The 25137-nt window shown below is 52.3% G+C and carries 24 protein-coding genes, 5 tRNA genes and 3 other RNA genes; 8 read left to right on the top strand and 24 right to left on the bottom strand.

What is annotated here, in order from left to right; genetic code table 11:
• The first annotated feature begins 17 nt into the window (after positions 1–17).
• From LDB27_RS15060 to gpmA, 6 genes are all read left to right on the top strand, one after another.
• Positions 18–926: a DUF2167 domain-containing protein gene (locus LDB27_RS15060; RefSeq protein ID WP_000885524.1), complete on the top strand. Its 909-nt coding sequence runs from the start codon at positions 18–20 to the stop codon at positions 924–926.
• Between the two features lie 222 nt (positions 927–1148).
• Positions 1149–2165: a UDP-glucose 4-epimerase GalE gene (gene galE / locus LDB27_RS15065; RefSeq protein ID WP_001265457.1), complete on the top strand. Its 1017-nt coding sequence runs from the start codon at positions 1149–1151 to the stop codon at positions 2163–2165.
• 10 nt (positions 2166–2175) lie between these two features.
• Positions 2176–3222, top strand: a complete 1047-nt coding sequence (gene galT / locus LDB27_RS15070) for a galactose-1-phosphate uridylyltransferase (RefSeq protein WP_000187473.1) — start codon at positions 2176–2178, stop codon at positions 3220–3222.
• A 2-nt stretch (positions 3223–3224) separates the two neighbouring features.
• Positions 3225–4373: a galactokinase gene (galK, locus tag LDB27_RS15075; RefSeq protein ID WP_001049372.1), complete on the top strand. Its 1149-nt coding sequence runs from the start codon at positions 3225–3227 to the stop codon at positions 4371–4373.
• The gene (gene galM / locus LDB27_RS15080; protein ID WP_000931425.1) at positions 4367–5407 is read left to right on the top strand and encodes a galactose-1-epimerase; all 1041 of its coding nucleotides are present in this window, start codon (positions 4367–4369) and stop codon (positions 5405–5407) included. The genes galK and galM overlap by 7 nt, the downstream gene beginning before the upstream one ends.
• A gap of 223 nt (positions 5408–5630) precedes the next feature.
• Positions 5631–6383: a 2,3-diphosphoglycerate-dependent phosphoglycerate mutase gene (gene gpmA, locus LDB27_RS15085; RefSeq protein WP_000301554.1), complete on the top strand. Its 753-nt coding sequence runs from the start codon at positions 5631–5633 to the stop codon at positions 6381–6383.
• Positions 6384–6473: 90 nt separating this feature from the next.
• On the opposite strand, the gene LDB27_RS15090 is transcribed toward gpmA, so the two are convergent.
• From LDB27_RS15090 to aroG, 3 genes are all read right to left on the bottom strand, one after another.
• Entirely contained in the window at positions 6474–7250 is a 777-nt protein-coding gene (locus LDB27_RS15090; RefSeq protein WP_001214714.1) for an ABC transporter ATP-binding protein, read from the bottom strand.
• Entirely contained in the window at positions 7250–8329 is a 1080-nt protein-coding gene (locus tag LDB27_RS15095; protein ID WP_052940442.1) for a FecCD family ABC transporter permease, read from the bottom strand. Before LDB27_RS15095 ends, LDB27_RS15090 begins: the two co-directional genes overlap by 1 nt.
• 153 nt (positions 8330–8482) lie before the next feature.
• Positions 8483–9535, bottom strand: coding sequence for a 3-deoxy-7-phosphoheptulonate synthase AroG (gene aroG, locus LDB27_RS15100; RefSeq protein ID WP_001109234.1), 1053 nt, complete (start codon positions 9533–9535; stop codon positions 8483–8485).
• Positions 9536–9854: 319 nt separating this feature from the next.
• Here aroG and LDB27_RS15105 point away from each other — a divergent pair, with 319 nt between their 5' ends.
• Both LDB27_RS15105 and zitB read left to right on the top strand, forming a co-directional pair.
• Entirely contained in the window at positions 9855–10241 is a 387-nt protein-coding gene (locus LDB27_RS15105; RefSeq protein WP_000784380.1) for a YbgS-like family protein, read from the top strand.
• Positions 10242–10351: 110 nt separating this feature from the next.
• Positions 10352–11290, top strand: coding sequence for a CDF family zinc transporter ZitB (gene zitB, locus LDB27_RS15110; RefSeq protein WP_000951247.1), 939 nt, complete (start codon positions 10352–10354; stop codon positions 11288–11290).
• Here the strand turns inward: zitB and pnuC are convergent.
• The 21 genes from pnuC to cydA form a co-directional block, all read right to left on the bottom strand.
• Positions 11287–12006, bottom strand: a complete 720-nt coding sequence (gene pnuC / locus LDB27_RS15115) for a nicotinamide riboside transporter PnuC (protein ID WP_000345365.1) — start codon at positions 12004–12006, stop codon at positions 11287–11289. The genes zitB and pnuC overlap by 4 nt on opposite strands.
• Before the next feature lie 24 nt (positions 12007–12030).
• Positions 12031–13074: a quinolinate synthase NadA gene (nadA, locus tag LDB27_RS15120; RefSeq protein ID WP_000115352.1), complete on the bottom strand. Its 1044-nt coding sequence runs from the start codon at positions 13072–13074 to the stop codon at positions 12031–12033.
• A gap of 293 nt (positions 13075–13367) precedes the next feature.
• Positions 13368–13493: non-coding RNA, RtT sRNA (locus tag LDB27_RS15125), on the bottom strand.
• 29 nt (positions 13494–13522) lie between these two features.
• Positions 13523–13648, bottom strand: a non-coding RNA gene (locus tag LDB27_RS15130) — RtT sRNA.
• Between the two features lie 29 nt (positions 13649–13677).
• Positions 13678–13803: non-coding RNA, RtT sRNA (locus LDB27_RS15135), on the bottom strand.
• 29 nt (positions 13804–13832) lie between these two features.
• Positions 13833–13908, bottom strand: a tRNA-Lys gene (locus tag LDB27_RS15140).
• Between the two features lie 33 nt (positions 13909–13941).
• A tRNA-Lys gene (locus LDB27_RS15145) sits at positions 13942–14017 on the bottom strand.
• 142 nt (positions 14018–14159) lie between these two features.
• Positions 14160–14235, bottom strand: a tRNA-Lys gene (locus LDB27_RS15150).
• A gap of 3 nt (positions 14236–14238) precedes the next feature.
• Positions 14239–14314 (bottom strand) — tRNA-Val (locus tag LDB27_RS15155).
• A gap of 137 nt (positions 14315–14451) precedes the next feature.
• Positions 14452–14527 (bottom strand) — tRNA-Lys (locus tag LDB27_RS15160).
• Between the two features lie 164 nt (positions 14528–14691).
• The gene (gene cpoB, locus LDB27_RS15165) at positions 14692–15480 is read right to left on the bottom strand and encodes a cell division protein CpoB (protein ID WP_000097551.1); all 789 of its coding nucleotides are present in this window, start codon (positions 15478–15480) and stop codon (positions 14692–14694) included.
• 9 nt (positions 15481–15489) lie between these two features.
• On the bottom strand, positions 15490–16014 hold the full coding sequence (gene pal / locus LDB27_RS15170) for a peptidoglycan-associated lipoprotein Pal (RefSeq protein ID WP_001176621.1): 525 nt from the start codon (positions 16012–16014) through the stop codon (positions 15490–15492).
• A 34-nt stretch (positions 16015–16048) separates the two neighbouring features.
• Positions 16049–17341: a Tol-Pal system beta propeller repeat protein TolB gene (tolB, locus tag LDB27_RS15175; RefSeq protein WP_001562341.1), complete on the bottom strand. Its 1293-nt coding sequence runs from the start codon at positions 17339–17341 to the stop codon at positions 16049–16051.
• Between the two features lie 123 nt (positions 17342–17464).
• Positions 17465–18637 (bottom strand): cell envelope integrity protein TolA, encoded by a 1173-nt coding sequence (gene tolA / locus LDB27_RS15180; RefSeq protein WP_001531001.1) that lies wholly within the window; start codon positions 18635–18637, stop codon positions 17465–17467.
• A gap of 64 nt (positions 18638–18701) precedes the next feature.
• Complete coding sequence (gene tolR / locus LDB27_RS15185) at positions 18702–19130, bottom strand: colicin uptake protein TolR (RefSeq protein ID WP_000124676.1); 429 nt, start codon at positions 19128–19130, stop codon at positions 18702–18704.
• Positions 19131–19133: 3 nt separating this feature from the next.
• Complete coding sequence (gene tolQ / locus LDB27_RS15190) at positions 19134–19826, bottom strand: Tol-Pal system protein TolQ (protein ID WP_000131318.1); 693 nt, start codon at positions 19824–19826, stop codon at positions 19134–19136.
• On the bottom strand, positions 19823–20227 hold the full coding sequence (gene ybgC, locus LDB27_RS15195; protein ID WP_001046240.1) for a tol-pal system-associated acyl-CoA thioesterase: 405 nt from the start codon (positions 20225–20227) through the stop codon (positions 19823–19825). The genes tolQ and ybgC overlap by 4 nt, the downstream gene beginning before the upstream one ends.
• 228 nt (positions 20228–20455) lie before the next feature.
• Positions 20456–20749 (bottom strand): cyd operon protein YbgE, encoded by a 294-nt coding sequence (gene ybgE, locus LDB27_RS15200; protein WP_000148790.1) that lies wholly within the window; start codon positions 20747–20749, stop codon positions 20456–20458.
• Positions 20749–20862, bottom strand: a complete 114-nt coding sequence (cydX, locus tag LDB27_RS15205; RefSeq protein WP_000270278.1) for a cytochrome bd-I oxidase subunit CydX — start codon at positions 20860–20862, stop codon at positions 20749–20751. The genes ybgE and cydX overlap by 1 nt, the downstream gene beginning before the upstream one ends.
• A 14-nt stretch (positions 20863–20876) precedes the next feature.
• Positions 20877–22016, bottom strand: coding sequence for a cytochrome d ubiquinol oxidase subunit II (gene cydB, locus LDB27_RS15210; protein ID WP_000568258.1), 1140 nt, complete (start codon positions 22014–22016; stop codon positions 20877–20879).
• A 15-nt stretch (positions 22017–22031) separates the two neighbouring features.
• On the bottom strand, positions 22032–23600 hold the full coding sequence (cydA, locus tag LDB27_RS15215; RefSeq protein ID WP_000884369.1) for a cytochrome ubiquinol oxidase subunit I: 1569 nt from the start codon (positions 23598–23600) through the stop codon (positions 22032–22034).
• Between the last annotated feature and the right edge of the window lie 1537 nt (positions 23601–25137).

Genomic DNA, 25137 nt, shown 5'->3' on the forward strand with positions numbered 1-25137 from the left:
AATATAAGGGATTTATTATGGCTTTTCGTTTTCCACAAATAATACTATTTTTACTGGCAGCCATGTTATTTTGCCCCGGCAGTTATGCTGAGCAAAAGCCGACCGCTGCGCAGGAAGCGCGTAAAACCGCCGTTGAGGTCGCTGTTGAAGGCATGAGTCGCGCCGCCGTTGCGGGTCCGACAAAAATTAGTTTAGGTGGTAAAGCCACGCTTAATCTGCCGGAAGGATTTACCTGGATACCCGCAAAAGAAGCGGCGGTATTTATGCGTGAAATTGGTAACTATGTTGACGATGAATATTTTTACGGTCTCGTATTTAAAAAGGAAATGAATGGATTTATTTCTATCGAATATGATGATTCTGGTTATGTAAAAGATGATGATGCAAAAAATTGGGATGCCGATGAATTAATGGATAACCTGCGCAAAGGCACAAAAGAAGCGAATAAAGATCGTATTGCAAAAGGCATTGAGCCGATAGAAATTATTAGCTGGATCGAGAAGCCTACCTACGATGCAACCAATCATCGTCTGATCTGGTCCGCCGCCATCCAGGATATCGGCACCAACGAACCACTGAATGAACAAGGCGTGAACTACAACACCTATCTGCTGGGACGTGAAGGTTATTTTTCTTTAAATCTGGTGACCGTCAGAGGTTCTGTTGACCATGAAATCCCTCTGGCGAAAAGAATTCTCAGTTCCGTCAAGTTCAACGCTGGACAACGCTACGCTGACTTCAACGAATCAACGGACAAAATAGCGGAGTATGGGCTCGCCGCGCTGATTGGCGGTATCGCGGCCAAGAAAGTAGGACTGCTTGCTATGCTCGGTATCGCGTTGCTTAAATTCTGGAAAGTGACCGCCATCGGCGTCGTCGCTGTCGGGGCGCTCGCCAGGAAGCTACTCTCGCGTAAAAAAGACTGACAGCTCCTGCCCCGTCCGTTTCATTCCCAGGCGCGTAACGCGCCTTTTTTTCGGATAAAAAGCAGAAGCATTCTCAAGCCAGATGATTTGTAATCATTTAATTGATATAAATGCGTAAAATCACCAGTGTGTAAACGATTCCACTAATTTATTACATGTCACACTTTTCGCATCTTTGTTATGCTATGGTTATTCCATACCATAGGCTTAACGGAGCGAATTATGAGAGTATTGGTTACAGGTGGTAGCGGTTACATTGGAAGTCATACCTGCGTACAATTGCTGCAAAATGGTCATGACGTCGTCATCCTCGATAACCTCTGCAACAGCAAGCGCAGCGTGCTGCCCGTTATTGAACGTCTGGGCGGTAAGCACCCGACCTTTGTCGAAGGCGATATTCGCAACGAAGCGCTTATAACCGAAATTCTGCACGATCACGCGATTGATACCGTGATTCACTTTGCCGGCCTGAAAGCCGTCGGCGAATCGGTCGCCAGGCCGCTGGAGTACTATGACAACAACGTCAACGGTACGCTACGGTTAATCAGCGCCATGCGTGCGGCCAACGTTAAAAACCTTATTTTTAGCTCCTCTGCCACCGTTTATGGCGATCAGCCCAAGATCCCTTACGTCGAAAGTTTTCCTACCGGCACGCCGCAAAGCCCCTACGGCAAAAGTAAATTGATGGTAGAACAGATCCTCACCGATCTGCAAAAAGCCCAGCCGGAGTGGAGTATTGCGCTGCTGCGTTATTTCAACCCGGTCGGCGCGCACCCGTCGGGCGACATGGGAGAAGATCCGCAAGGTATTCCGAATAACCTGATGCCCTATATCGCCCAGGTCGCCGTGGGTCGTCGCGAATCGCTCGCCGTTTTCGGCAATGATTACCCGACCGAGGATGGCACCGGCGTACGCGATTACATTCACGTTATGGACTTAGCCGACGGGCACGTCGTGGCGATGGAAAAACTGGCGGACAAATCCGGCGTACATATTTATAACCTCGGCGCGGGTGTCGGCAGTAGCGTCCTGGATGTGGTCAACGCCTTTAGTAAAGCCTGCGGTAAACCCATTAATTACCACTTCGCGCCGCGCCGCGACGGCGATCTCCCGGCGTATTGGGCAGATGCCAGCAAAGCCGATCGCGAGCTGAACTGGCGCGTCACCCGCACGCTTGACGAAATGGCGCAGGACACCTGGCACTGGCAGTCACGCCATCCGCAGGGATACCCAGATTAAGGACGTTGTTATGACCCCATTTAATCCCATCGATCATCCGCATCGCCGTTATAACCCGCTTACCGGCCAGTGGGTTCTGGTTTCGCCGCATCGCGCAAAACGCCCCTGGCAAGGGGCGCAGGAAACGCCGTCTCAGCAAATGCTGCCGGCCCACGATCCGGACTGCTTCCTGTGTGCGGGCAATACGCGTGTCACCGGCGATAAAAATCCCGATTACAAAGGGACTTACGTCTTTACTAACGATTTCGCGGCGCTGATGGCCGACACGCCGGATGCGCCGGACAGCCACGATCCGCTGATGCGCTGCCAGAGCGCGCGCGGCACCAGCCGCGTGATCTGCTTTTCTCCCGATCACAGTAAAACGCTGCCGGAGTTGAGCCTGCCCGCGCTGACGGAAATCGTCAGAACCTGGCAGACGCAGACCGCCGAGTTAGGCAAAACCTATCCGTGGGTGCAGGTCTTTGAAAATAAAGGCGCGGCGATGGGCTGTTCGAACCCGCATCCGCATGGACAGGTCTGGGCCAACAGCTTCCTGCCGAATGAGGCCGAACGCGAAGATCGTTTACAAAAAGCCTACTTCGCCGAGCAGCGCTCGCCAATGCTGGTGGATTATGTCCAGCGGGAACTGGCGGACGGCAGCCGCACCGTGGTCGAAACCGAACACTGGCTGGCGGTGGTGCCTTACTGGGCGGCGTGGCCGTTCGAAACGCTACTGTTACCCAAAACGCATGTCCTGCGCATTACCGATTTAAGCGACGAGCAGCGCGACTCTCTGGCGCTGGCGTTGAAAAAGCTGACCAGTCGTTATGACAACCTGTTTCAGTGTTCCTTCCCCTACTCAATGGGCTGGCACGGCGCGCCGTTTAACGGTGAAGAAAACGCACACTGGCAGTTGCACGCGCACTTTTATCCGCCGCTGCTGCGCTCTGCGACCGTCCGTAAATTTATGGTCGGCTATGAAATGCTGGCGGAAACCCAGCGTGATTTAACCGCAGAACAAGCGGCTGAACGCCTGCGCGCGGTCAGCGACATCCATTTTCGCGAATCCGGAGTATAAAAATGAATCTGAAAGAGAAAACGCGCGCGCTGTTTGCTGAAATTTTCGGCTACCCTGCCACCCACACGATTCAGGCGCCAGGCCGCGTCAATCTGATCGGCGAGCATACTGATTACAATGATGGTTTTGTTCTGCCCTGCGCTATCGATTACCAGACCGTAATTAGCTGTGCGCCGCGCGACGATCGTACCGTACGGGTGATTGCCGCCGATTACGACAATCAGGTGGACGAATTTTCACTGGAGGCGCCGATCGTGACCCACGATAGCCAGCAGTGGTCTAACTATGTGCGCGGCGTAGTGAAACACCTGCAACAGCGTAACAACGCGTTTGGCGGCGTGGATATGGTCATCAGCGGCAATGTGCCGCAGGGCGCCGGGTTAAGCTCCTCCGCTTCGCTGGAAGTGGCGGTGGGCACCGTCTTCCAGCAGCTTTATCACCTGCCGCTGGACGGCGCGCAAATTGCGCTCAACGGACAAGAGGCCGAGAACCAGTTTGTCGGCTGTAACTGCGGCATTATGGATCAGCTCATCTCTGCGCTCGGCAAAAAAGATCATGCGCTGCTGATTGATTGCCGTACGCTCGGCGCCAAAGCGGTTTCCATGCCGAAAGGTGTCGCCGTGGTGATCATCAATAGTAACTTTAAGCGCACTCTGGTGGGCAGCGAGTATAATACCCGCCGTGAACAGTGCGAAACCGGCGCCCGTTTCTTCCAGCAGCCGGCCCTGCGCGATGTCAGCCTTGAGGCGTTCAATGCCGTTGCCAGCGAACTGGACCCGGTAGTCGCAAAACGTGTTCGCCATGTATTGAGCGAAAATGCGCGCACCGTTGAAGCGGCAAGCGCGCTGGAGAAAGGTGATTTGCAACGTATGGGCCAACTGATGGCGGAGTCCCATGCCTCAATGCGCGATGATTTCGAAATTACCGTCCCGCAGATAGACACGCTGGTAGACATCGTCAAAGCGACCATCGGCGATCAAGGCGGCGTGCGCATGACCGGCGGCGGCTTCGGCGGCTGTGTTGTCGCGCTGATCCCGGAAGATCTGGTTCCCGCTGTTCAGCAGGCCGTTGCGCAACAGTACGAAGCGAAAACCGGAATCAAAGAAACCTTTTATGTATGCAAACCGTCACAAGGAGCAGGACAGTGCTAAATGAAACGCCCGCACTGGCCCCCGATGGTCAACCGTACCGCCTGCTAACCCTGCGCAACAGCGCAGGGATGGTGGTAACGCTGATGGACTGGGGAGCCACTCTTCTTTCCGCCCGTATACCGCTGTCTGACGGCAGCGTTCGGGAAGCATTACTGGGCTGCGCCAGCCCGGAACACTACCCTGAACAGACGTCGTTCCTCGGCGCCTCTATTGGCCGTTACGCGAACCGTATCGCCAATAGCCGCTATACGTTTGCCGGCGAAACCGTACAGTTAAGCCCAAGCCAGGGCGAGAACCAGCTACACGGCGGACCGGAAGGCTTTGACAAGCGCCGCTGGCAAATTGTGAACCAGAACGATCGCCAGGTATTATTCGCGCTCACCTCTGATGACGGCGACCAGGGCTTTCCTGGCCATCTTTGCGCCACGGCGCAATATCGTCTGACCGATGACAATAGAATCTCCATCACCTACCGGGCGACGGTCGATAAACCCTGTCCGGTGAATTTGACCAACCACGTCTATTTTAATCTGGACGGCGATCGGACCGACGTGCGCCAGCATAAGCTGCAAATTCTGGCGGATGAGTATCTGCCGGTAGATGAATCCGGTATTCCACGCCAGGGGCTAAAATCGGTAGCCAATACCTCGTTTGACTTCCGGATGCCAAAAATCATTGCCAGCGAATTTCTCGCCGATGACGATCAGCGCAAGGTTAAAGGCTACGATCATGCTTTCCTGCTACAGACGCAGGGTGATGGCAAAAAGCCGGCGGCCCGTCTGTGGTCACAGGATGGAAAGCTACAAATGATGGTTTACACCACCGCCCCGGCGCTACAGTTTTATTCCGGCAATTATCTGGCGGGTACACCTTCCCGCGGACCGGAACCTTATGCCGACTGGCAAGGGCTGGCGCTGGAGAGCGAACTGCTGCCGGACAGCCCGAATCATCCTGAATGGCCGCAGCCTGACTGTATCCTTCGCCCTGGCGAGGAGTACGCCAGCCTGACCGAGTATCAGTTTATTCCGTTCTAACGATATGCCGTTACATGCCCGATGACGCAAGCTTATCGGGCCTACGCGCCATTGCCCTGCTCAAACCTCCACCACTTAAAGACAAAATCGCAACTCTGAGTTCACAAGAACCTTACACTGCGCCACTATTTTCGCTATGGTTATGCGTAAGCATTGCCGCCAACACCTCGCGGCAATATAATGAGAATTATTATCATTACATATGATTTATAGGAGTGAGAGTATGGCTGTAACTAAGCTGGTTCTGGTACGTCACGGTGAAAGTCAATGGAACAAAGAGAACCGTTTCACCGGCTGGTATGATGTTGACCTGTCTGAAAAAGGCGTAAGCGAAGCAAAAGCAGCGGGTAAACTGCTAAAAGAAGAAGGTTTCAGCTTTGATTTTGCCTACACTTCCGTACTGAAACGCGCTATCCATACGCTGTGGAACGTACTGGATGAACTGGATCAGGCGTGGCTGCCGGTGGAAAAATCCTGGAAACTCAATGAACGTCACTACGGCGCGTTGCAGGGGCTGAATAAAGCGGAAACGGCAGAAAAATATGGTGACGAGCAGGTTAAGCAGTGGCGCCGCGGTTTTGCCGTGACGCCGCCGGAACTGACCAAAGATGATGAGCGTTATCCGGGTCACGATCCACGTTATGCCAAACTGAGCGAGAAAGAGCTGCCGTTGACCGAAAGTCTGGCGCTGACCATCGACCGCGTTATTCCTTACTGGAACGACACCATCCTGCCGCGTATGAAGAGCGGTGAGCGCGTGATCATCGCCGCTCACGGTAACTCATTGCGTGCGCTGGTGAAATACCTGGATAACATGAGTGAAGATGAGATCCTTGAGTTAAACATCCCGACCGGCGTGCCGCTGGTGTATGAGTTCGACGAAAACTTCAAGCCGATCAAACATTACTATCTGGGCAACGCTGACGAGATCGCTGCGAAAGCGGCTGCCGTGGCGAATCAGGGTAAAGCGAAGTAATCACCTTTGCCGGATGGCGGTATAACTGCCTTATCCGGCCTACGAGCAATGGGTAGGCCGGATAAGCGCAGCGCCATCAGGCAATATGTCTTAAACAGCGATCACGCCGTCCAGCACCACCTGCAATTTCCCCTGCGAACAGCGCTCCACGCGTCCTCGTACCCGGTACACTTCAGCCAGACGCTCCGCAGTAATCACCGTCTCCGGCGCGCCGCTGGCGACCAGCCTGCCGTCTTTTAGCATCAGGACATGGTCACCATGACGCAGTGCAATATTAATGTCATGCGCCACGACTATCGTTACCCTATTTTGCGCCTGGGTATCCCGACGCACGAGATCCATTACGTGAAACTGATAGTTTAAATCCAGCGCGCTGAGCGGCTCATCCAGCAACAGAAGTTCAGGGCGACGAATCAGCGATTGCGCCAGCCCCACTAACTGCCGCTGACCGCCGGAAAGCTGGTCGAGATACTGCAACGCCAGATGCGTTATGCCCAATTGCTCAAGGATAGCCAGCATCTGCGCTCTGCCCTGCGCATTGTCTCTGCCGCCTGATGCCCGCAGTACCACGATAATCGACTCCAGTACATGCAGATGCACGCCCTGCGGTAATGACTGCGGCAAAAACACAACTTTCTGCGCCCGCTCGGCAAACGATAACGACATGAGATCCTCGCCATCAAGCAGCGCCTCGCCGTCAGCGTTATTCAGCCCGGCCAGCGAACGTAGTAACGTCGATTTACCACAGCCGTTCGGCCCCAGCAAAATGGTAATTTTCCCGCGCGGCAGTAAGGGAACGTTGAGATCTGCAATAACCGGCTGAGTGGAATAGCCGGCGCTAAATGAGCGGAGCATTAACCCGCGCATCAGAGACTCCCCCGATGTCGCAATATAATGCTTAAAAAGAACGGAACCCCGACCAGCGAGGTGACAATCCCCACCGGCACCATGACGCCCGGAACACTATTTTTCGCCGCAATAGAGGCCAGCGATAACACCAGCCCGCCTATCAGCACGCTGCCCGGAAGGTAGAAACGGTGATCTTCCCCCAAAAGTATTCGCGCAATGTGCGGTGCAACGAGACCAATAAAACCAATCGGCCCGACGAAAGCTACCGCCAGCGCTGATAACAAGCTGATACGCAACAATGACAGCAGGCGTAAACGGCGGACATGAATCCCAAAGCTCATCGCCCTCTCTTCGCCCAAACGTAATGCCGTGAGTTGCCAGGCGCTTCGTAACGCGCAAAAAAGCACAGCAATAAACACCACGGCCAGTACGCCCAATTTTTCCCACGACGCACGGACCAGGCTCCCCATCGTCCAGAATACCAGCCCCTGCAGCGTATCTTCATCAGCCACAAACTGCATAATGGCGACCAACGCGTTAAAGGTGAATACCAGCGCAATGCCGAACAACACCACTCCGGATGCGGCGACGCCTGTCCAACGGGTAATACCGTCCAGTAGTAACGCGGATAAAAGCGCAAAGATGAACGCATTGGCCGGGATAAACCAGGCGGCTGGAATACCGGGAATACCGATCCCCAACACAATCGCCAGCGCAGCGCCAAAAGCCGCCGCGGACGATACGCCGAGGGTAAACGGCGTCGCCAGCGGATTATTTAAAATGGTTTGCATTTCGGCGCCCGCTAACCCTAACGCCATGCCCACCAGTAGGGCCATCAGGGCATAGGGTAAACGAATATCCCAGACAATAACGTGTATGCCCGCATTCACCTTTTCCGGCTGGAAAAGCGCCTGCCACAGCGCACTGAGCGGTAAACCAGAAGACCCACAGGTTACATCCACCATCAGTGAAGCCATCATCGCCAGCGCAATAGCTAACATGAGCACGGCCCGTTTGCGTATGAGCTGGCGATAGCGCGGAATGACGGGCGTGGAAGCGAGACCGGGGGCTAAAAGTGATTTGTCCTGACAGGTCATGGTTCGGGCTACGTTATTAATCAGAGGAGAATTATAGCGCCGAATTATTTCGTTATATATTTATTTATATTTCGATTGATGACACGGTGGCCTATCTCACCGGTTTCCAAATAAAAAACCGGCCTTACGGGCCGGTTTAAGACGTTATGAAGATTAACCACGACGGGCTTTTACCGCTGCCGACAACTGACGAAGCAGCGCATCGGTATCTTCCCAGCCAATACAGGCGTCAGTAATGCTTTTACCGTAGGTCAGCGGCTGACCGCTTTCCAGACTCTGGTTTCCTTCTACCAGATGACTCTCTACCATCACGCCAATAATCGCTTTTTCACCGCCCGCTATCTGCTGACAGACATCGGCGCAAACCTCCATCTGCTTTTGAAATTGCTTACAGGAGTTGGCATGGCTGAAATCGATCATGACCTGCGGCGTCAGTCCCGCTTTGGTGAGGCCTTCTTTCACCTCAGCAACATGTTGCGCACTATAGTTTGGCGCTTTACCGCCGCGCAGAATGATATGGCAGTCGCCGTTGCCGCTGGTATTCACAATCGCCGAATGACCCCATTTAGTGACGGAGAGGAAGCAATGCGGCGCGCCGGCGGCGTTGATGGCGTCAATGGCGACTTTAATCGTGCCATCAGTACCATTTTTAAAACCGACCGGACAAGAGAGGCCAGACGCCAGTTCGCGATGAACCTGGGATTCAGTAGTCCGCGCGCCAATGGCACCCCAGCTCATCAGATCGGCCAGATATTGCGGCGTGATCATATCGAGGAATTCGCCGGCGGCAGGCAGGCCGCTGTCGTTAATATCCAGCAGCAGTTTGCGCGCAATACGCAGACCGTCGTTAATCTGGAAGCTGTTATCCATGTGCGGATCGTTAATCAGCCCTTTCCAGCCGACGGTAGTACGCGGTTTCTCAAAATAGACGCGCATGACAATTTCAAGCTCGCCTTGAAGCTCATCGCGTAGCGCCAGCAAACGGGCGGCATACTCTTTCGCCGCTGCCGGATCATGAATTGAACAAGGACCGATCACCACCAGCAGACGATCGTCATTGCCTTTGAGAATTTTATGGATGGCTTTGCGCGCGTGAGCAACGGTATTCGCTGCATTTTCCGTAGCGGGAAACTTTTCCAGCAGCGCGACCGGAGGTAATAACTCGTTGATTTCTTTAATGCGTAAATCGTCGTTCTGATAATTCATGTTTATTCCAGTGTTGCCGTACTTATCCCAATGAATGCAATCCCTCCAATCTATCTCTTCAATTAAATAGTGTAAACGGGCTTTTACACTTTGAACGGAATAATCCTGGAATTCAGGAAAAAAACGCACAAATGTAGCGAAAAATGGGATCTAACCTACACTTTTTAACTGTAACCACTCTGTTTATGAATTATTGCAAGATTCTCTGCTGCGTTAACCCGCGGCGGCGAACGCTTTTTATCCCTTATTTGAGGATTTGACTGACACGTGCACTGTTGGAAGAGGTTATCCGACATATCCACCATAACAGGAGCATCTTATGAAAATGACAAAACTGACTACGCTTTTACTGACCGCTACCCTCGGCCTTGCCAGCGGCGCAGCGTTAGCTGCTGAATCTAACGCGCAATCCAGTAATGGCCAGGCGAACTCGGCGGCAAATGCCGGTCAGGTTGCCCCGGACGCCCGCCAGAATGTGGCGCCAAATGATGTGAATAACAACGACATCAATACCAACGGCAATACTAACAGCACGATGCAGCATCCGGACGGTTCAACCATGAATCATGACGGAATGACCAAGGATGAAGAGCATAAAAATACCATGTGTAAAGACGGTCGCTGCCCGGATATTAATAAAAAAGTGGAAACCGGTAATGGCGTCAATAATGACGTGAATACCAAAACCGACGGTACCACACAGTAATGCAGAAAAAAGTCTGATAACGGGAGAGCTTTCGCTCTCCTTTTTATTTTGTCAGCGAAAAATCAGTATGATGTCTACAGTATTGATGAGAATAACAAAGGAATGACGTTATGGCGCACTCACACTCTCATGCCGATTCACACCTGCCGAAAGATAATAATGCTCGTCGCCTGCTTTTCGCCTTTATCGTCACTGCCGGATTTATGCTCCTTGAGGTGGTGGGCGGGATACTCTCCGGCTCTCTGGCGTTGTTGGCGGATGCGGGACATATGCTCACCGACGCGGCGGCCCTTCTCTTTGCGCTGCTGGCGGTTCAATTTTCCCGTCGTCCTCCGACTGTTCGCCACACTTTTGGCTGGCTAAGACTCACCACACTGGCGGCCTTTGTGAATGCCATTGCGTTGGTGGTCATTACCCTTCTCATTGTCTGGGAAGCGATAGAGCGCTTTTACACGCCACGTCCGGTGGCGGGTAATCTGATGATGGTGATTGCGGTCGCGGGTCTGCTGGCGAACCTGTTTGCATTCTGGATTCTCCATCGGGGAAGCGATGAAAAAAACCTGAACGTGCGCGCTGCCGCGCTACATGTGATGGGCGATTTGCTGGGTTCCGTCGGCGCAATAGTCGCCGCGCTGATCATTATCTGGACGGGCTGGACGCCAGCGGACCCGATTCTCTCTATTCTGGTTTCGGTACTGGTGCTACGCAGCGCCTGGCGTTTGTTAAAAGATAGCGTCAACGAATTGCTGGAAGGCGCACCGGTTTCGCTGGATATTAATGCCTTACAGCGCCATTTAAGCCGGGAAATCCCCGAAGTCCGCAACGTACACCATGTGCATGTCTGGATGGTCGGCGAAAAACCGATCATGACATTGCACGCTCAGGTCATTCCGCCACACGACCATGATGCGCTGCTGGAACGTATCCAGGATTTTCTGATGCACGAATACCATATTGCGCACGCTACGATTCAGATGGAGTATCAAGTGTGTCACGGCCCGGACTGTCATCTGAATCAGACGCCATCCGGGCATGTTCATCACCATTAACGGGAAAGCGCGCGCGATCCTCGCTCCCGCGCGCTGTTTATCCACAGGCGGCTACCGTTCACGGCGATAAATGTCAGGATCAGATATTCCAGCGACATCGCATAGACGCCCTGCAAAGCAAAAATCACCACACTGATCACGTTGATTATCACCCACAGGAGCCAGTTTTCGACATATTTGCGTGTCATCAGAATCATCGCCGCGATAGACAGCACCATCATGCAAGAGTCCCAGAACGGGAAAGCGTCCGGTTGCAGTACGGGCATTGTCACCTGTAACCCCAGCATCTGCATAATGGCGACGGCCACGCGCGTCAGGACGGCGAATACGGGATCGATATATCGCGTCATCAAACCGATAGCTATCACACATATCGCCAGCCATGCCATTGCTTTTGGCAACGGCAGCCAGCGGATTTTAAGCTCGGCTTGATTATCCTTTGTTTGCCGCGACCACGCATACCAGCCATAAATATTGGCGGCAAAGAAAAAGAGTTGCAGCAACAGGCTGGCATAAAGCTGGATCTGAAAGAAAATAATCGCAAACAGGGTGACGTTAACCAGTCCAAAAAAGTAGTTGCTGATCTTCTCCAGACTGGCAAGCCAAATACAGAGCAGGCCGGCGATGGTCCCTACCGCTTCGATCCACGAGAGATCGTACCCGCCAGCGCCAATCGGAATATGAATCAGTATGTTGTGCGTACTAAAAAAATCCATTCTCTCCCCCAAAGATTTCCGTCTTTACGCCCGAAGTGTAGTCGCAAAATCCAGCATTCGGTTGAGGGGCAGTAATGCGCCCTCGCGTAGCGCCGCATCAACCTGTATTTCATGCGCCGCGCCTCCCTGCTCCAGCCCTTCAGCAATGGTTTTCAGGCCATTCATCGCCATCCACGGACAGTGCGCGCAGCTACGGCAGGTCGCCCCCTCGCCAGCCGTGGGCGCTTCAAGCAGCTCTTTTTCAGGCACCGCCTGCTGCATTTTGTAGAAGATGCCGCGATCGGTCGCCACGATAAGCTGTCTGTGCGGCAGCGTTTTTGCCGCCTTAATAAGCTGACTGGTGGAGCCCACCGCATCGGCCATTTCGACAATGGACTGCGGCGATTCAGGGTGAACCAGAAGAGCGGCATCGGGATAGATTTTTTTTAAACGGGTCAACGCCTGGGTTTTAAACTCGTCATGCACGATACACGCCCCTTGCCAACACAGTACATCGGCCCCGGTCTGTTTTTGCACGTAATTCCCCAGGTGTCTGTCCGGCGCCCAGATAATTTTTTCCCCCAAACTATCCAGATGCTCAATCAGTTCTACGGCGATACTGGAGGTCACAACCCAGTCCGCACGCGCTTTAACAGCAGCCGAGGTGTTAGCATAGACCACTACGGTTCTGTCAGGATGCGCATCACAAAAAGCGCTAAATTCGTCTATTGGGCAGCCTAAATCCAGCGAACATTCCGCCGCCAGGGTAGGCATAAGAATGGTTTTTTCCGGGCTGAGGATTTTGGCGGTTTCCCCCATAAACCGTACGCCCGCTACCAGTAACGTGGATGCGGCGTGCTTCGCGCCGAAACGGGCCATTTCCAGCGAGTCGGAAATACAGCCGCCGGTTTCTTCTGCCAACTGTTGAATTTCCGGATCGGTGTAGTAGTGCGCCACCATCACCGCATCCCGTTCGCTGAGGAGTCGTTTGATTTTCTCACGATAAAATTGCTTTTCATCGTCGTTCAACGGCGTTGGTTTCGGCGGGAACGGGTAGATTGCGGCTTGTGGGTCAAACATTACGCTCATCGTGGTTTCTCGTTTTACTGACTTAACGAAACAACCGAATGAAAGCGTAATAAACGCCACAATCGGTTAATTTGTTTTATATGCTAAACAAGATAGCTGATTCAATAAGGAAAGTCACAATAATTACGTAGCCCGTGTTTGATGGCGGCGTAACGTCTTATCTGGCCTACGTGAGCGGTGCCGTCTGTAGGCCTGATAAGCGCAGCGCATCAGGCAAGACCCAAACCTGCTGCAGGTTCGAATCTTCCATATTGCAGATAGCAAAAAAGCGCCTTTAGGGCGCCTTATTACATTGGTGGGTCGTGCAGGATGACTCGCTTCGCTCGCCCTTCGGGCCATCGCCGCAAGCGGCTCCGTTGTCTCACTGCGTGAGACCCAAACCTGCGGCAGGTTCGAATCTTCCATATTGCAGATAGTAAAAAAGCGCCTTTAGGGCGCTTTTTTACATTGGTGGGTCGTGCAGGATGACTCGCTTCGCTCGCCCTTCGGGCCGTCGCCGCAAGCGGCTCCGTTGTCTCACTGCGTGAGACCCAAACCTGCGGCAGGTTCGAATCTTCCATATTGCAGATAGTAAAAAAGCGCCTTTAGGGCGCTTTTTTACATTGGTGGGTCGTGCAGGATGACTCGCTTCGCTCGCCCTTCGGGCCGTCGCCGCAAGCGGCTCCGTTGTCTCACTGCGTGAGACCCAAACCTGCGGCAGGTTCGAATCTTCCATATTGCAGATAGTAAAAAAGCGCCTTTAGGGCGCTTTTTTACATTGGTGGGTCGTGCAGGATTCGAACCTGCGACCAATTGATTAAAAGTCAACTGCTCTACCAACTGAGCTAACGACCCCTTGATAAGGGTTACTGCTTCAATCATTCAGGATGGTGGGTCGTGCAGGATTCGAACCTGCGACCAATTGATTAAAAGTCAACTGCTCTACCAACTGAGCTAACGACCCATACGGGTACTGCCTGAAAGATTTTACTCGGACCATCTAAAGATGGTGGGTCGTGCAGGATGACTCGGCTTCGCCTCGCCCTACGGGCCGTTGCTGACGCAACGTTATCCTTCACGTTCAACATCTGAGTTTGATGTTAAATTGGTGGGTCGTGCAGGATTCGAACCTGCGACCAATTGATTAAAAGTCAACTGCTCTACCAACTGAGCTAACGACCCGAGTGGTGGGTGATGACGGGATCGAACCGCCGACCCCCTCCTTGTAAGGGAGGTGCTCTCCCAGCTGAGCTAATCACCCGATACTACGCTGGATATTACTGACTAACCGAAGTTAGTGGTGGGTTGTGCAGGATGACTCGGCTTTGCCTCGCCCTACGGCACCGTTGCTGATGCAACGTTATCCTTCACGCTTTATTCTCGTTTCCACCGAACGATTGGTGGGTCGTGCAGGATTCGAACCTGCGACCAATTGATTAAAAGTCAACTGCTCTACCAACTGAGCTAACGACCCACTTTTACGTTGCTTTCGAGTTGTTTAATATCCCGTGGCAACGGCGGCATATATTACTGATTTCAGATTTGAGCGCAACAAAAATTTCGACGCAGAGGGCTCAACTGCTTAGGAATCGCACGACGCGACCAGAAAAAAGGCGTTTTCTGGTCGCATGGTACGCATTACATCGCGTTAAGACGCTTCTGCGCCTGTTTCGCGCCATCAGTGCCAGGATATTTGTTAATCACCTGCTGATAAACCGCTTTCGCTTTTGCCGTATCACCTTTGTCCTGCATGATAACGCCAACTTTGTACATCGCGTCCGCAGCCTTCGGCGACTTAGGATAGTTTTTTACTACCGAGGCGAAATAATAGGCGGCATCATCTTTTTTACCCTTGTTGTAATTCAACTGGCCCAGCCAATAATTGGCGTTCGGCTGATAAGTAGAATCAGGGTATTTCTTGATGAAGTTCTGAAACGCCACAATCGCATCATCCTGGCGAGACTTATCCTGCACCAGCGCAATTGCCGCATTGTAATCGGTATTCGCATCGCCACTTTGTACCGGCGCCCCTGAGGTTGCCGTACCGGCATCCGGAGCGGAGGTCGCAGCGGTTGCCGCCCCACTCTGGTCACCAGCTGCTGGCTGCGCTGCGCCGCCATTATTTAAGCTCCCCAGCTGCAGCATAATTTGCTTCTGGCGTTCCATCACCTGATTCAGTTGATACTGATTTTCCTGGATTTGGCCGCGCAAAGAATCGATATCGGACTGATTATCGGAGAGCTGCTGCTGAAGTTGGGTTAAAAGCTGGCTGTGAGCGTTAGAGATACGCTCAAGTTGAGTGACGCGGTCTTCGACCGAGCCTGAGCCGACACTACTGATTGGCGCCTGAGCAAAAGCGGCCCAGGGGGCCGCTATGCCAACCAGTAACGACAGACTCAACAGGTGATGTCTGAAGTTACTGCTCATGCAATTCTCTTAGTAAACCAGTACAGCGCGACGGTTCTTAGCGTAAGCCGCTTCGTCGTGGCCCAGTACGGCAGGTTTTTCTTTACCGTAAGAAACGATGGAGATCTGGTCAGCGGAAACACCTTTACCCTGCAGGTACATTTTAACGGCGTTAGCACGACGTTCGCCCAGGGAGATGTTGTATTCAGGCGTACCACGTTCGTCCGCGTGACCTTCTACGGTGACTTTGTAAGACGGGTTGCTACGCAGGAAGTTAGCGTGCGCATCCAGCATTGCCGCGAAGTCAGAACGGATATCGTACTTGTCGAGATCGAAGTAAACGATGTTGTTCTGCTGCAGCTGCTGCATCTGCAGACGCGCTTGCTCTTCAGATGACATGTTGCCGTTGCCGTTAGCGTCCATACCAGTGCCGGCGCCGTTCAGCATGCCGCCTTCGCTACCGTCATTGCTGGCGTTCTTGTTGGAAGAACATGCCGCGATTGCCATAACAGGCAGGGCAATCATCAGGCCCTTCAGCACTTTGTTCAGTTGCATTTCTTTAATTCCTTTAGTAATCAATTAATTATTATCACAGATACGGCGACCAGGCAGGCGATTTCACCTGACCATCAGTTGCCGGAAGACGCGCTTTGAAACGCCCATCTGTAGAAACCAAATTCAGCACAGATCCCATCCCCTGAGAAGAGCTGTAGATTACCATCGTGCCGTTAGGTGCCAGACTTGGCGTTTCATCCAGGAACGTTGACGACAGAACCTGTACGCCACCCGTCACCAGATCTTGTTTGGCAATGTGCTGCTGCCCGTTATTTGAGCTTACCATTACCATAAATTTACCGTCGCTGCTGACATCCGCATCCTGGTTTTGCGAACCTTCCCAGGTAATACGCTGCGCCGCACCGCCGTTAATGTTCATTTTATACACTTGCGGACGTCCAGCCTGGTCAGAGGTAAAGGCCAGAGTCTGGCTGTCCGGGAACCAGGTCGGCTCCGTATTGTTGCTACGCCCGTCCGTTATCTGACGAATCTGGCCGGAAGCAAGATCCATAACGTACAGGTTCAGACTTCCGGTTTTCGATAACGCGAACGCCAGTTTCGTCCCATCCGGCGAGAAGGCCGGCGCGCCGTTGTGACGCGGGAAGGACGCAACCTGACGCACTGCGCCGTTTGCCAGCGTCTGGATAACCAGAGCGGAGCGACCGCTTTCAAATGTCACGTAAGCCAGTTTTGAGCCGTCCGGAGACCACGCCGGAGACATCAACGGCTGCGGAGAACGGTGCACTACGAACTGATTGTAGCCATCGTAATCCGACACACGCAGTTCATACGGGAACTGACCGCCGTTAGTCTGTACCACATAGGCGATACGAGTACGGAACGCGCCCTTAATGCCCGTCAGTTTTTCAAAGACTTCGTCACTGGCAGTGTGGCCTGCATAACGCAGCCACTGCTTGTTCACTTTATAAGAGTTTTGCGCCAGTACAGTCCCCGGCGCGCCGCCAGTGTCAACCAGCTGATAAGCAACATTGTAGGAACCGTCCGGATTCGGCGTGACCTGCCCAACGACGACGGCATCAATACCCAGCGCAGACCATGCGGTAGGCTGAACTTCCTGAGCGGTGGCTGGCTGCTGCGGCAGTCGGGACCGGTCTAACGGATTAAATTTACCGCTATTGCGTAAATCTGCCGCCACGATGCCGCCGATATCTTCAGGCGCAGCGCCCGGCCCGGCCCATTTAAAAGGCACAACGCCAATCGGTCGCGCCGAGTCCACCCCCTGGGTGATCTCGATACGGACTTCTGCGTGCAGCACCGCCGCCCACAGCATCAGAAAACCAAATGCTACTCGTAATGCCTGCTTCATCATATCTCCCATACCTGGGCCTGCGACCCACGATAATTTAGCAGAATGTTAACAAACTCAAATACACAAAACCACCAGGACCAGTAACAACTCAACTGCTCCAACTTCCATAAAGAAAAGTATCTACAGTTTAAAGTCTAGTTTGGCATCCTTTATTTTCTCATAAACAGCCTGGCTTGGCGGTTTAGGAATTTTCGCGGTTTTTGCCGCCATTAACGCCGCCTGACAAAGCGCCGGATCGCCGCCCTCAGACGTAATGCTTTTTAATGAGCCATCCGGCGCCAGGCTAATATGCAAGACACATTGTTTGCCCTGGTACAGGCTCGCATCATACAGACGGCTCTGAATGGCAACCTGAATCTGTTTCGCGTAGGCGCTGATATCAGCGCCTGTCGCCCCACCGTTAGCGCCCGATGTACCGCTATCTTTCGATGGCTGACCATTCCCTTTCGCGCCGCCGCCGGTTTTCGGCGCATTCTTACCCGAGCTGAGATCGCCAAGCAGATCGTCGACGCCTTCTGCGGCGGCCGCTTTTTCGGCAGCCGCTTTCTTCTTAGCGTCCGCCGCTGCTTTCGCCGCCTCGGCATCCGCTTTCTTCTTCGCCTCCGCTTTCGCCGCCTCGGCCTCTGCTTTCTTCTTCGCCTCCGCCGCCGCTTTCGCCGCCTCGGCTTCCGCTTTCTTCTTCGCCTCCGCCGCTGCTTTCGCCGCTTCGGCCTCTGCTTTCTTCTTCGCATCCGCCGCCGCTTTCGCCGCTTCGGCCTCTGCTTTCTTCTTCGCATCCGCCGCCGCTTTCGCCGCTTCGGCCTCTGCTTTCTTCTTCGCGTCCGCCGCCGCTTTCGCCGCCTCGGCCTCCGCTTTTTTCTTCGCGTCCGCCGCCACTTTCGCCGCTTCTTCGGCCTGTTGCTGTTGCTGTTGTGCCAGTTTTGCCGCTTCTTCAGCCTGCTTTTGCTGCTCCTGAGCCGCTAAACGTTCTTTCTCAAGTTGTTTCAACCGCTCCTGTTCGGCAGCCTGCTTCTGCTGCAGCTCCTCTGCTTGCTGCTGTTGCAGCTTTTTACGCTCTTCTTCCGCGCGTCTGGCGCTGGCCTGTTGATCCTGCTGACGGTTGTACTGCTGCACAACGGCGCCAGGATCGACCATCACCGCGTCGATAGCGGAACCACCGCCGCCGCCGGCAGAAGCCTCTATATGCTCATCAAACGAACTCCAGATCAGCACTGCAAATAAGATGATATGCAGCACGGCTGAAATAATTATCGCCCGTTTGAGCTTGTCGTTTTGTTCGGTTGCCTTTGACACTCTCGGTTCCCAAAAAACTGTTCGCCTGTTACTCGCCGTCTTTCAAGCCAACGGGACGCAGACTTCAGATTGGCTGCGTCATTAAGCCAACCGATTTTACGCCCGCGCTGTGTAACAAGTTCAGCGCTTTAATTATTTCATCGTACGGCACCTCTTTCGCGCCGCCGATTAAAAAGACTGTTTTCGGATTAGCCTGCAGATGACGCTTTACTTCTGCGATCACCTGTTCAGACGGCAGTTGATCCATTCGATCTTTATCAACCACTACGCTGTATTGCCCTACTCCGGAAACCTCAATAATGACCGGTGGATCGTCGTTACTACTGACCGCTTGCGACTGATTCGCCTCCGGCAAGTCGACCTCCACGCTCTGGGTAATGATCGGCGCGGTTGCCATAAAGATCAGCAGCAGCACCAACAGTACGTCGAGCAGCGGTACAATATTGATTTCGGACTTAAGTTCGCGACGACCTCGTCCACGCGTTCTGGCCATGGCTTACCCCTTGTTGCTTTCGCTTACGGTAAACGCCTGGCGGTGCAGAATCGCGGTGAACTCTTCCATAAAGTTGTCGTAATTCAGTTCCAGCTTGTTCACGCGCTGATTCAGTCGGTTGTAAGCCATAACCGCAGGGATGGCGGCAAACAAACCAATCGCCGTGGCAATCAATGCTTCGGCAATACCCGGCGCAACCATTTGCAGAGTAGCCTGTTTCACCGCGCCCAGGGCGATAAACGCATGCATAATCCCCCATACGGTGCCAAACAGACCGATATAAGGACTGATAGAGCCTACCGTGCCAAGAAACGGGATATGCGTTTCCAGCGTTTCCAGCTCTCGGTTCATGGAGATGCGCATCGCACGCGACGCCCCCTCTACCACGGCCTCCGGTGCATGGCTGTTGGCGCGATGGAGCCGGACAAACTCTTTGAACCCGCTATAAAAGATTTGTTCCGAGCCCGACAGACTATCGCGTCTCCCCTGGCTTTCCTGGTACAGACGCGATAGTTCGATTCCGGACCAGAATTTATCTTCAAACGCTTCCGCCTCACGCGCAGCGGCGTTCAGGATACGCGTTCGCTGGATAATGATGGCCCAGGATGCTATTGAAAAACCAATCAAAATCAACATGATAAGTTTAACCAGAAGGCTTGCCTTCAGGAACAAATCAAGGATATTCATGTCAGTCACTGCTTAAACTCCGCGACAATAGACTTAGGAAGCGCACGAGGCTTCATTTTGAGTGGATCAACGCAAACAATCAGAACCTCTGCTTCATTTAGCAGCGTGTTCTCTGCGTTGACAATGCGTTGCGTGAAAACCAAAGCGGTGCCACGCATTGACGTAATTTCTGTTTGAACTTCAAGCATATCGTCGAGCCGCGCAGGCGCATAGTATTCCAGCGTCATCTTGCGCACCACAAAGGCGACCCGCTCCGCCAGCAGCACCTGTTGGCTGAAGTGATGGTGACGCAGCATCTCCGTGCGCGCTCTTTCATAAAAAGCGACATAGCTGGCGTGATAAACCACACCGCCGGCGTCCGTGTCTTCGTAATAAACTCGAATTGGCCATCGAAACATATACTTATTCATCCCTGCAGCCTCTTTGTTGGCGTCATCCGCTTGCCGCCGTAATGCCTCAAGAATGCCGTTGTATATCGCCTTGTATTCACTTTACATCCCGGTAATGCAACAAAAGTAGAGCTTTTAAACGTTGCTACTATACGCGCGGGAATGAGGCTTGGGAATGGGGGGAAGTTAAGGGAGAGTAAAAATATATGGGCTTATGCAAGCCCCTATATTTTTAAGGAGGTTTCTTATTCACAAGAAGAAGAAAATCAGGCCGACGATAAGGACAATATCCGCAAGGAGCGGACAAAAAATCCCTTGCCAGTGTACGGATTCAGGGCGAAAACCCACGCCGTGGATTATGCCTGCGCAAACCGCCCACATCAGCAGTAATCCGTGCCAGATTTCAAGCGTGCTGGTCCTGGCGGCAAACCGTGACGGGTCCCAGAACATACATCCTGCCAGCACTATCGCCATCACGAAGGAAAGCGCCCTTAACGGGCGCTTGTCCATTACCGCATACAGTTTTGCGATAATATGGGTCATTAGCTTTCTTCTTGACCGGTTTTACCCGCTTCAACGTGCTCAAGCGCCAGGGCGGTAATGATCCCGAATGCACAGGCAAGAAGCGTTCCCAGAATCCATGCGAAATACCACATTTTAAGCTCCTTACTTAGTACAGAGAGTGGGTGTTGCTTTCAATATGTTCTTTAGTGATACGACCGAACATTTTCCAGTAACACCAGCTGGTGTAGATCAGAATGATCGGTACGAACACCGCCGCAACCCAGGTCATCAGGTTCAGCGTCATCTGGCTGGATGTCGCATCCCACATGGTCAGACTGGCATTCATCATCGTGCTGGACGGCATCACAAACGGGAACATAGCGATACCCGCCGTCAGAATAATGCAGGCCAGGGTCAGCGAAGAGAACAGGAATGCCCACGCGCCTTTCTCCATACGGGAAGTCAGGATAGTCAGCAGCGGCAGAACCACGCCCAGAGCCGGAACCAACCACAGGATCGGAGCATTATTAAAGTTCACCAGCCAGGCGCCAGCTTCACGCGCCACTTCTTTAGTCAGCGGGTTAGAGGCGGCATGATGATCAATCGCGGATGTCACGACATAACCATCAATACCATACATTACCCAAACGCCCGCCAGCGCAAAGCACACTAATGTCACCAGCGCCGCAATCTGCGAGGTGGCGCGCGCGCGCAGGTGCAGTTCGCCAACGGTACGCATTTGCAGGTAAGTCGCCCCCTGCGTGATGATCATCCCTACGCTTACGATACCCGCCAGCAGACCAAACGGGTTCAGCAACTGGAAGAAGTTACCGGTGTAGTACAGACGCAGATACTCATCCACATGGAACGGTACGCCCTGCAACAGGTTGCCAAAGGCCACGCCAATCACCAGCGGCGGCACAAAGCTACCGATGAACACGCCCCAGTCCCACATGTTGCGCCAGCGCGGGTCTTCAATCTTGGAACGGTAATCAAAACCGACCGGACGGAAGAACAAAGACGCCAGCACCAGGATCATCGCCACATAGAAACCGGAGAACGCCGCAGCGTAAACCATCGGCCAGGCAGCAAACAACGCGCCGCCCGCGGTGATCAACCACACCTGGTTACCGTCCCAGTGCGGGGCGATAGAGTTAATCATAATTCGACGTTCGGTGTCGTTACGACCGAGGAAACGGGTGAGCATCCCCACCCCCATGTCGAACCCATCGGTGACAGCGAAACCAATTAGCAAAATGCCAACCAGCAGCCACCAGATAAAACGTAGTACTTCATAATCGATCATTTGACGACTCCTGTCTTAGCGTGCCGGCTGAGAAGTCACGGTGGACTGCTCAAAGTGATAGCGACCGGTTTTCAGGCTGCTTGGGCCAAGGCGTGCAAATTTGAACATCAGGAACAATTCTGCCACCAGGAACAGGGTATAGAGGCCGCAAATCAGGAACATGGAGAACAGCAGATCGCCCACGGTCAGCGATGAGTTCGCCACGGCTGTCGGCAACACTTCGCCGATCGCCCACGGCTGACGACCATACTCGGCGACGAACCAACCTGCTTCAACCGCAATCCACGGCAGTGGAATACCGTACAGCGCCGCGCGCAACAGCCATTTTTTCTCACCGATGCGGTTACGAATCACGCTCCAGAAGGAAAGTGCGATGATCGCCAGCAGCAGGAAGCCGCACGCCACCATGATACGGAAAGCGAAGTACAGCGGCGCAACGCGAGGAATGGAATCTTTCGTCGCTTGCTGGATCTGCGCTTCGGTCGCGTCAGTCACATTAGGCGTATAGCGTTTCAGCAGCAGGCCGTAACCGAGATCTTTCTTCATGCTGTTGAACTGGTCGCGAACGGCCTGGTCGGTAGAACCGGCGCGCAGCTGTTCCAGCAGTTCATAGGCTTTCATCCCGTTACGGATACGCTCTTCATGCTGAACCATGAGATCTTTCAGGCCAATAACCGGCGTGTCCACGGAACGCGTAGCGATAATACCGAGCGCATAAGGGATCTGAATCGCCAGATGGTTTTCCTGTTTGTCCTGGTCAGGAATACCGAACAAGGTAAAGGAGGCCGGAGCAGGTTGCGTTTCCCATTCAGCTTCAATCGCAGCGAGCTTGGTTTTCTGCACGTCGCCCATTTCGTAACCGGATTCGTCGCCGAGTACGATAACGGACAGTACGGCAGCCATACCGAAGCTGGCGGCAATAGCAAAGGAGCGTTTAGCAAAGGCGAAGTCACGACCTTTCAGCATGTAGTAAGCGCTGATACCGAGGATGAACATCGCGCCGGTGACATAGCCGGACGCCACAGTGTGAACAAATTTCACCTGTGCTACCGGGTTCAGCACCAGTTCAGAGAAGCTCACCATTTCCATACGCATGGTTTCGAAATTGAAATCCGCAGCGATTGGGTTTTGCATCCAGCCGTTCGCTACCAGAATCCACAACGCGGAGAGGTTGGACCCCAGAGCCACCAGCCAGGTGACGCACATATGCTGAACTTTACTCAGACGATCCCAGCCGAAGAAGAACAGACCTACAAAGGTGGATTCGAGGAAGAAGGCCATCAAACCTTCGATGGCCAGCGGCGCACCGAAGATGTCCCCAACATAGTGGGAGTAGTACGACCAGTTTGTCCCGAACTGGAACTCCATGGTCAAACCGGTAGCCACACCCAGAGCAAAGTTGATACCAAACAACTTGCCCCAGAACTTGGTCATATCTTTATAAATCTGTTTGCCGGAAAGGACGTATACCGTTTCCATAATGGCCAGCAGGAACGCCATACCGAGCGTTAGCGGCACAAACAGGAAGTGGTACATCGCGGTCAAGGCAAACTGTAAGCGCGACAGTTCGACTATATCTAACATCATGACTCCTTGCTCATCGCATGAAGACTCCGAGAGTGAACCCCGTTAGAAAGGGTCACACGCATGCCCCAATACAAATTTATTTGCGGCCTCTCATCGTACTATCCCCTCGGGAAGGAAACAGTAATGATGAAAGGTTACAAACATGTTAATAAAAAACCCAAATTGATCCCGCAAATATATTACGCCGTAAAACCCTTACAATAAACAGGTTTTTAGTGGGTCAGATTTGCTTTTTTCGACAGCGATCAATTTATGGCTAATCTATCGCTTTTCAGGGAATTTGATCACGGACAATTTAACCAGTTTTGATGCTCTTTTCCAACATTTAAATATTGATTAAAATCAATTTTTGAAGTTAATGTTAATAATGTTTATTCATTGAATGCATGGTGAATTTTTTGTTAACTTTTTGTTTTTGCAAAGAGTAATTTCAAACTCCCTGTAAAAAGAGGCTTATTCGGTAAGGCTAAACATTTTGTGCGTTTTTTACTGCCCCGCATCCCGTAAAAAACATTGCACATTGATGTTCAATTATTGCTAAATAGCTCACAGATTTTTTCTGTAGGTTATCAACACTTATTATTTTATACATTTAATCTATTTTTATTTTACTTATAATTAACACCGCAAAGAAACTATCTCATTGCACACGCGCCATCATCCCACCGGGATTACCCTGCCCCAACTTCCCTTTCCCGACGACTAACGGCCAGGATCATCTTGCCAGGTTATCGCCTTAATTATCGCTAATAAGCTTTCCAGATAGCCAGAAACAAACATTTTATTCGCTAATTTTTTTATTTCAATAACACCGTATTTACCTCTCTATAATTATTATAGCGAAGATTCTGTTATCACCTTCACAGATTCACCCTCAATTTCTACGTCACTCATAGTGATAATTCTGTTTATTCGCAGCCATAAATACCCTTTAAACATGATTAATCACGAACGAATAGTGTCAATAAGTTCTTAATAATTTTTGAAGTTAACCTCTTTTAACCAGCAAAAGTTCATATAATTTATTAAACGATATCTTTAATACTTCAGGGAAATAATGCCGGTACTCTTATGATTAAAATAGCTGTTTTATTCTGCCATTAAACAAGCAGCCTGTGTAAGCGCGATACATCTGAGGAGGCATGTAGTTCGCACTCAGGCAAACATGCGCGGCCACAGAGTCAAGCGTCAATTTACTATAGAGGTTAGCGTCAACATAGTGTAATGCTGCAATGCGTTTTTTTCATGGAGAAAAGCGCATAATCCGTCTCCAGTGAGGTCGGCAGGTCTTTCACTAAGACAGCATCTGTATTTGCTGAAAAAGAGTTAACCGGCAAACTGAGTAAATTTACTGCCGCTGCCAGACGGTTATTATCAATTATTTTTAGACTCCACCATGTTTTTTTACTGAGGCATCATTTTCCTATAGCTCAATATTTACAAAGCCAATAATTTTATATCCCGGATGCTTCACCCGTACTCTGCCACAAACAATAAAGCCATAAAAAAGGCCACCGTAAAGGTGGCCAACCAT

Origin of the sequence: Salmonella sp. JXY0409-18 (genome assembly GCF_020268625.1) — a bacterium.
Classification (GTDB): domain Bacteria; phylum Pseudomonadota; class Gammaproteobacteria; order Enterobacterales; family Enterobacteriaceae; genus Salmonella; species Salmonella enterica.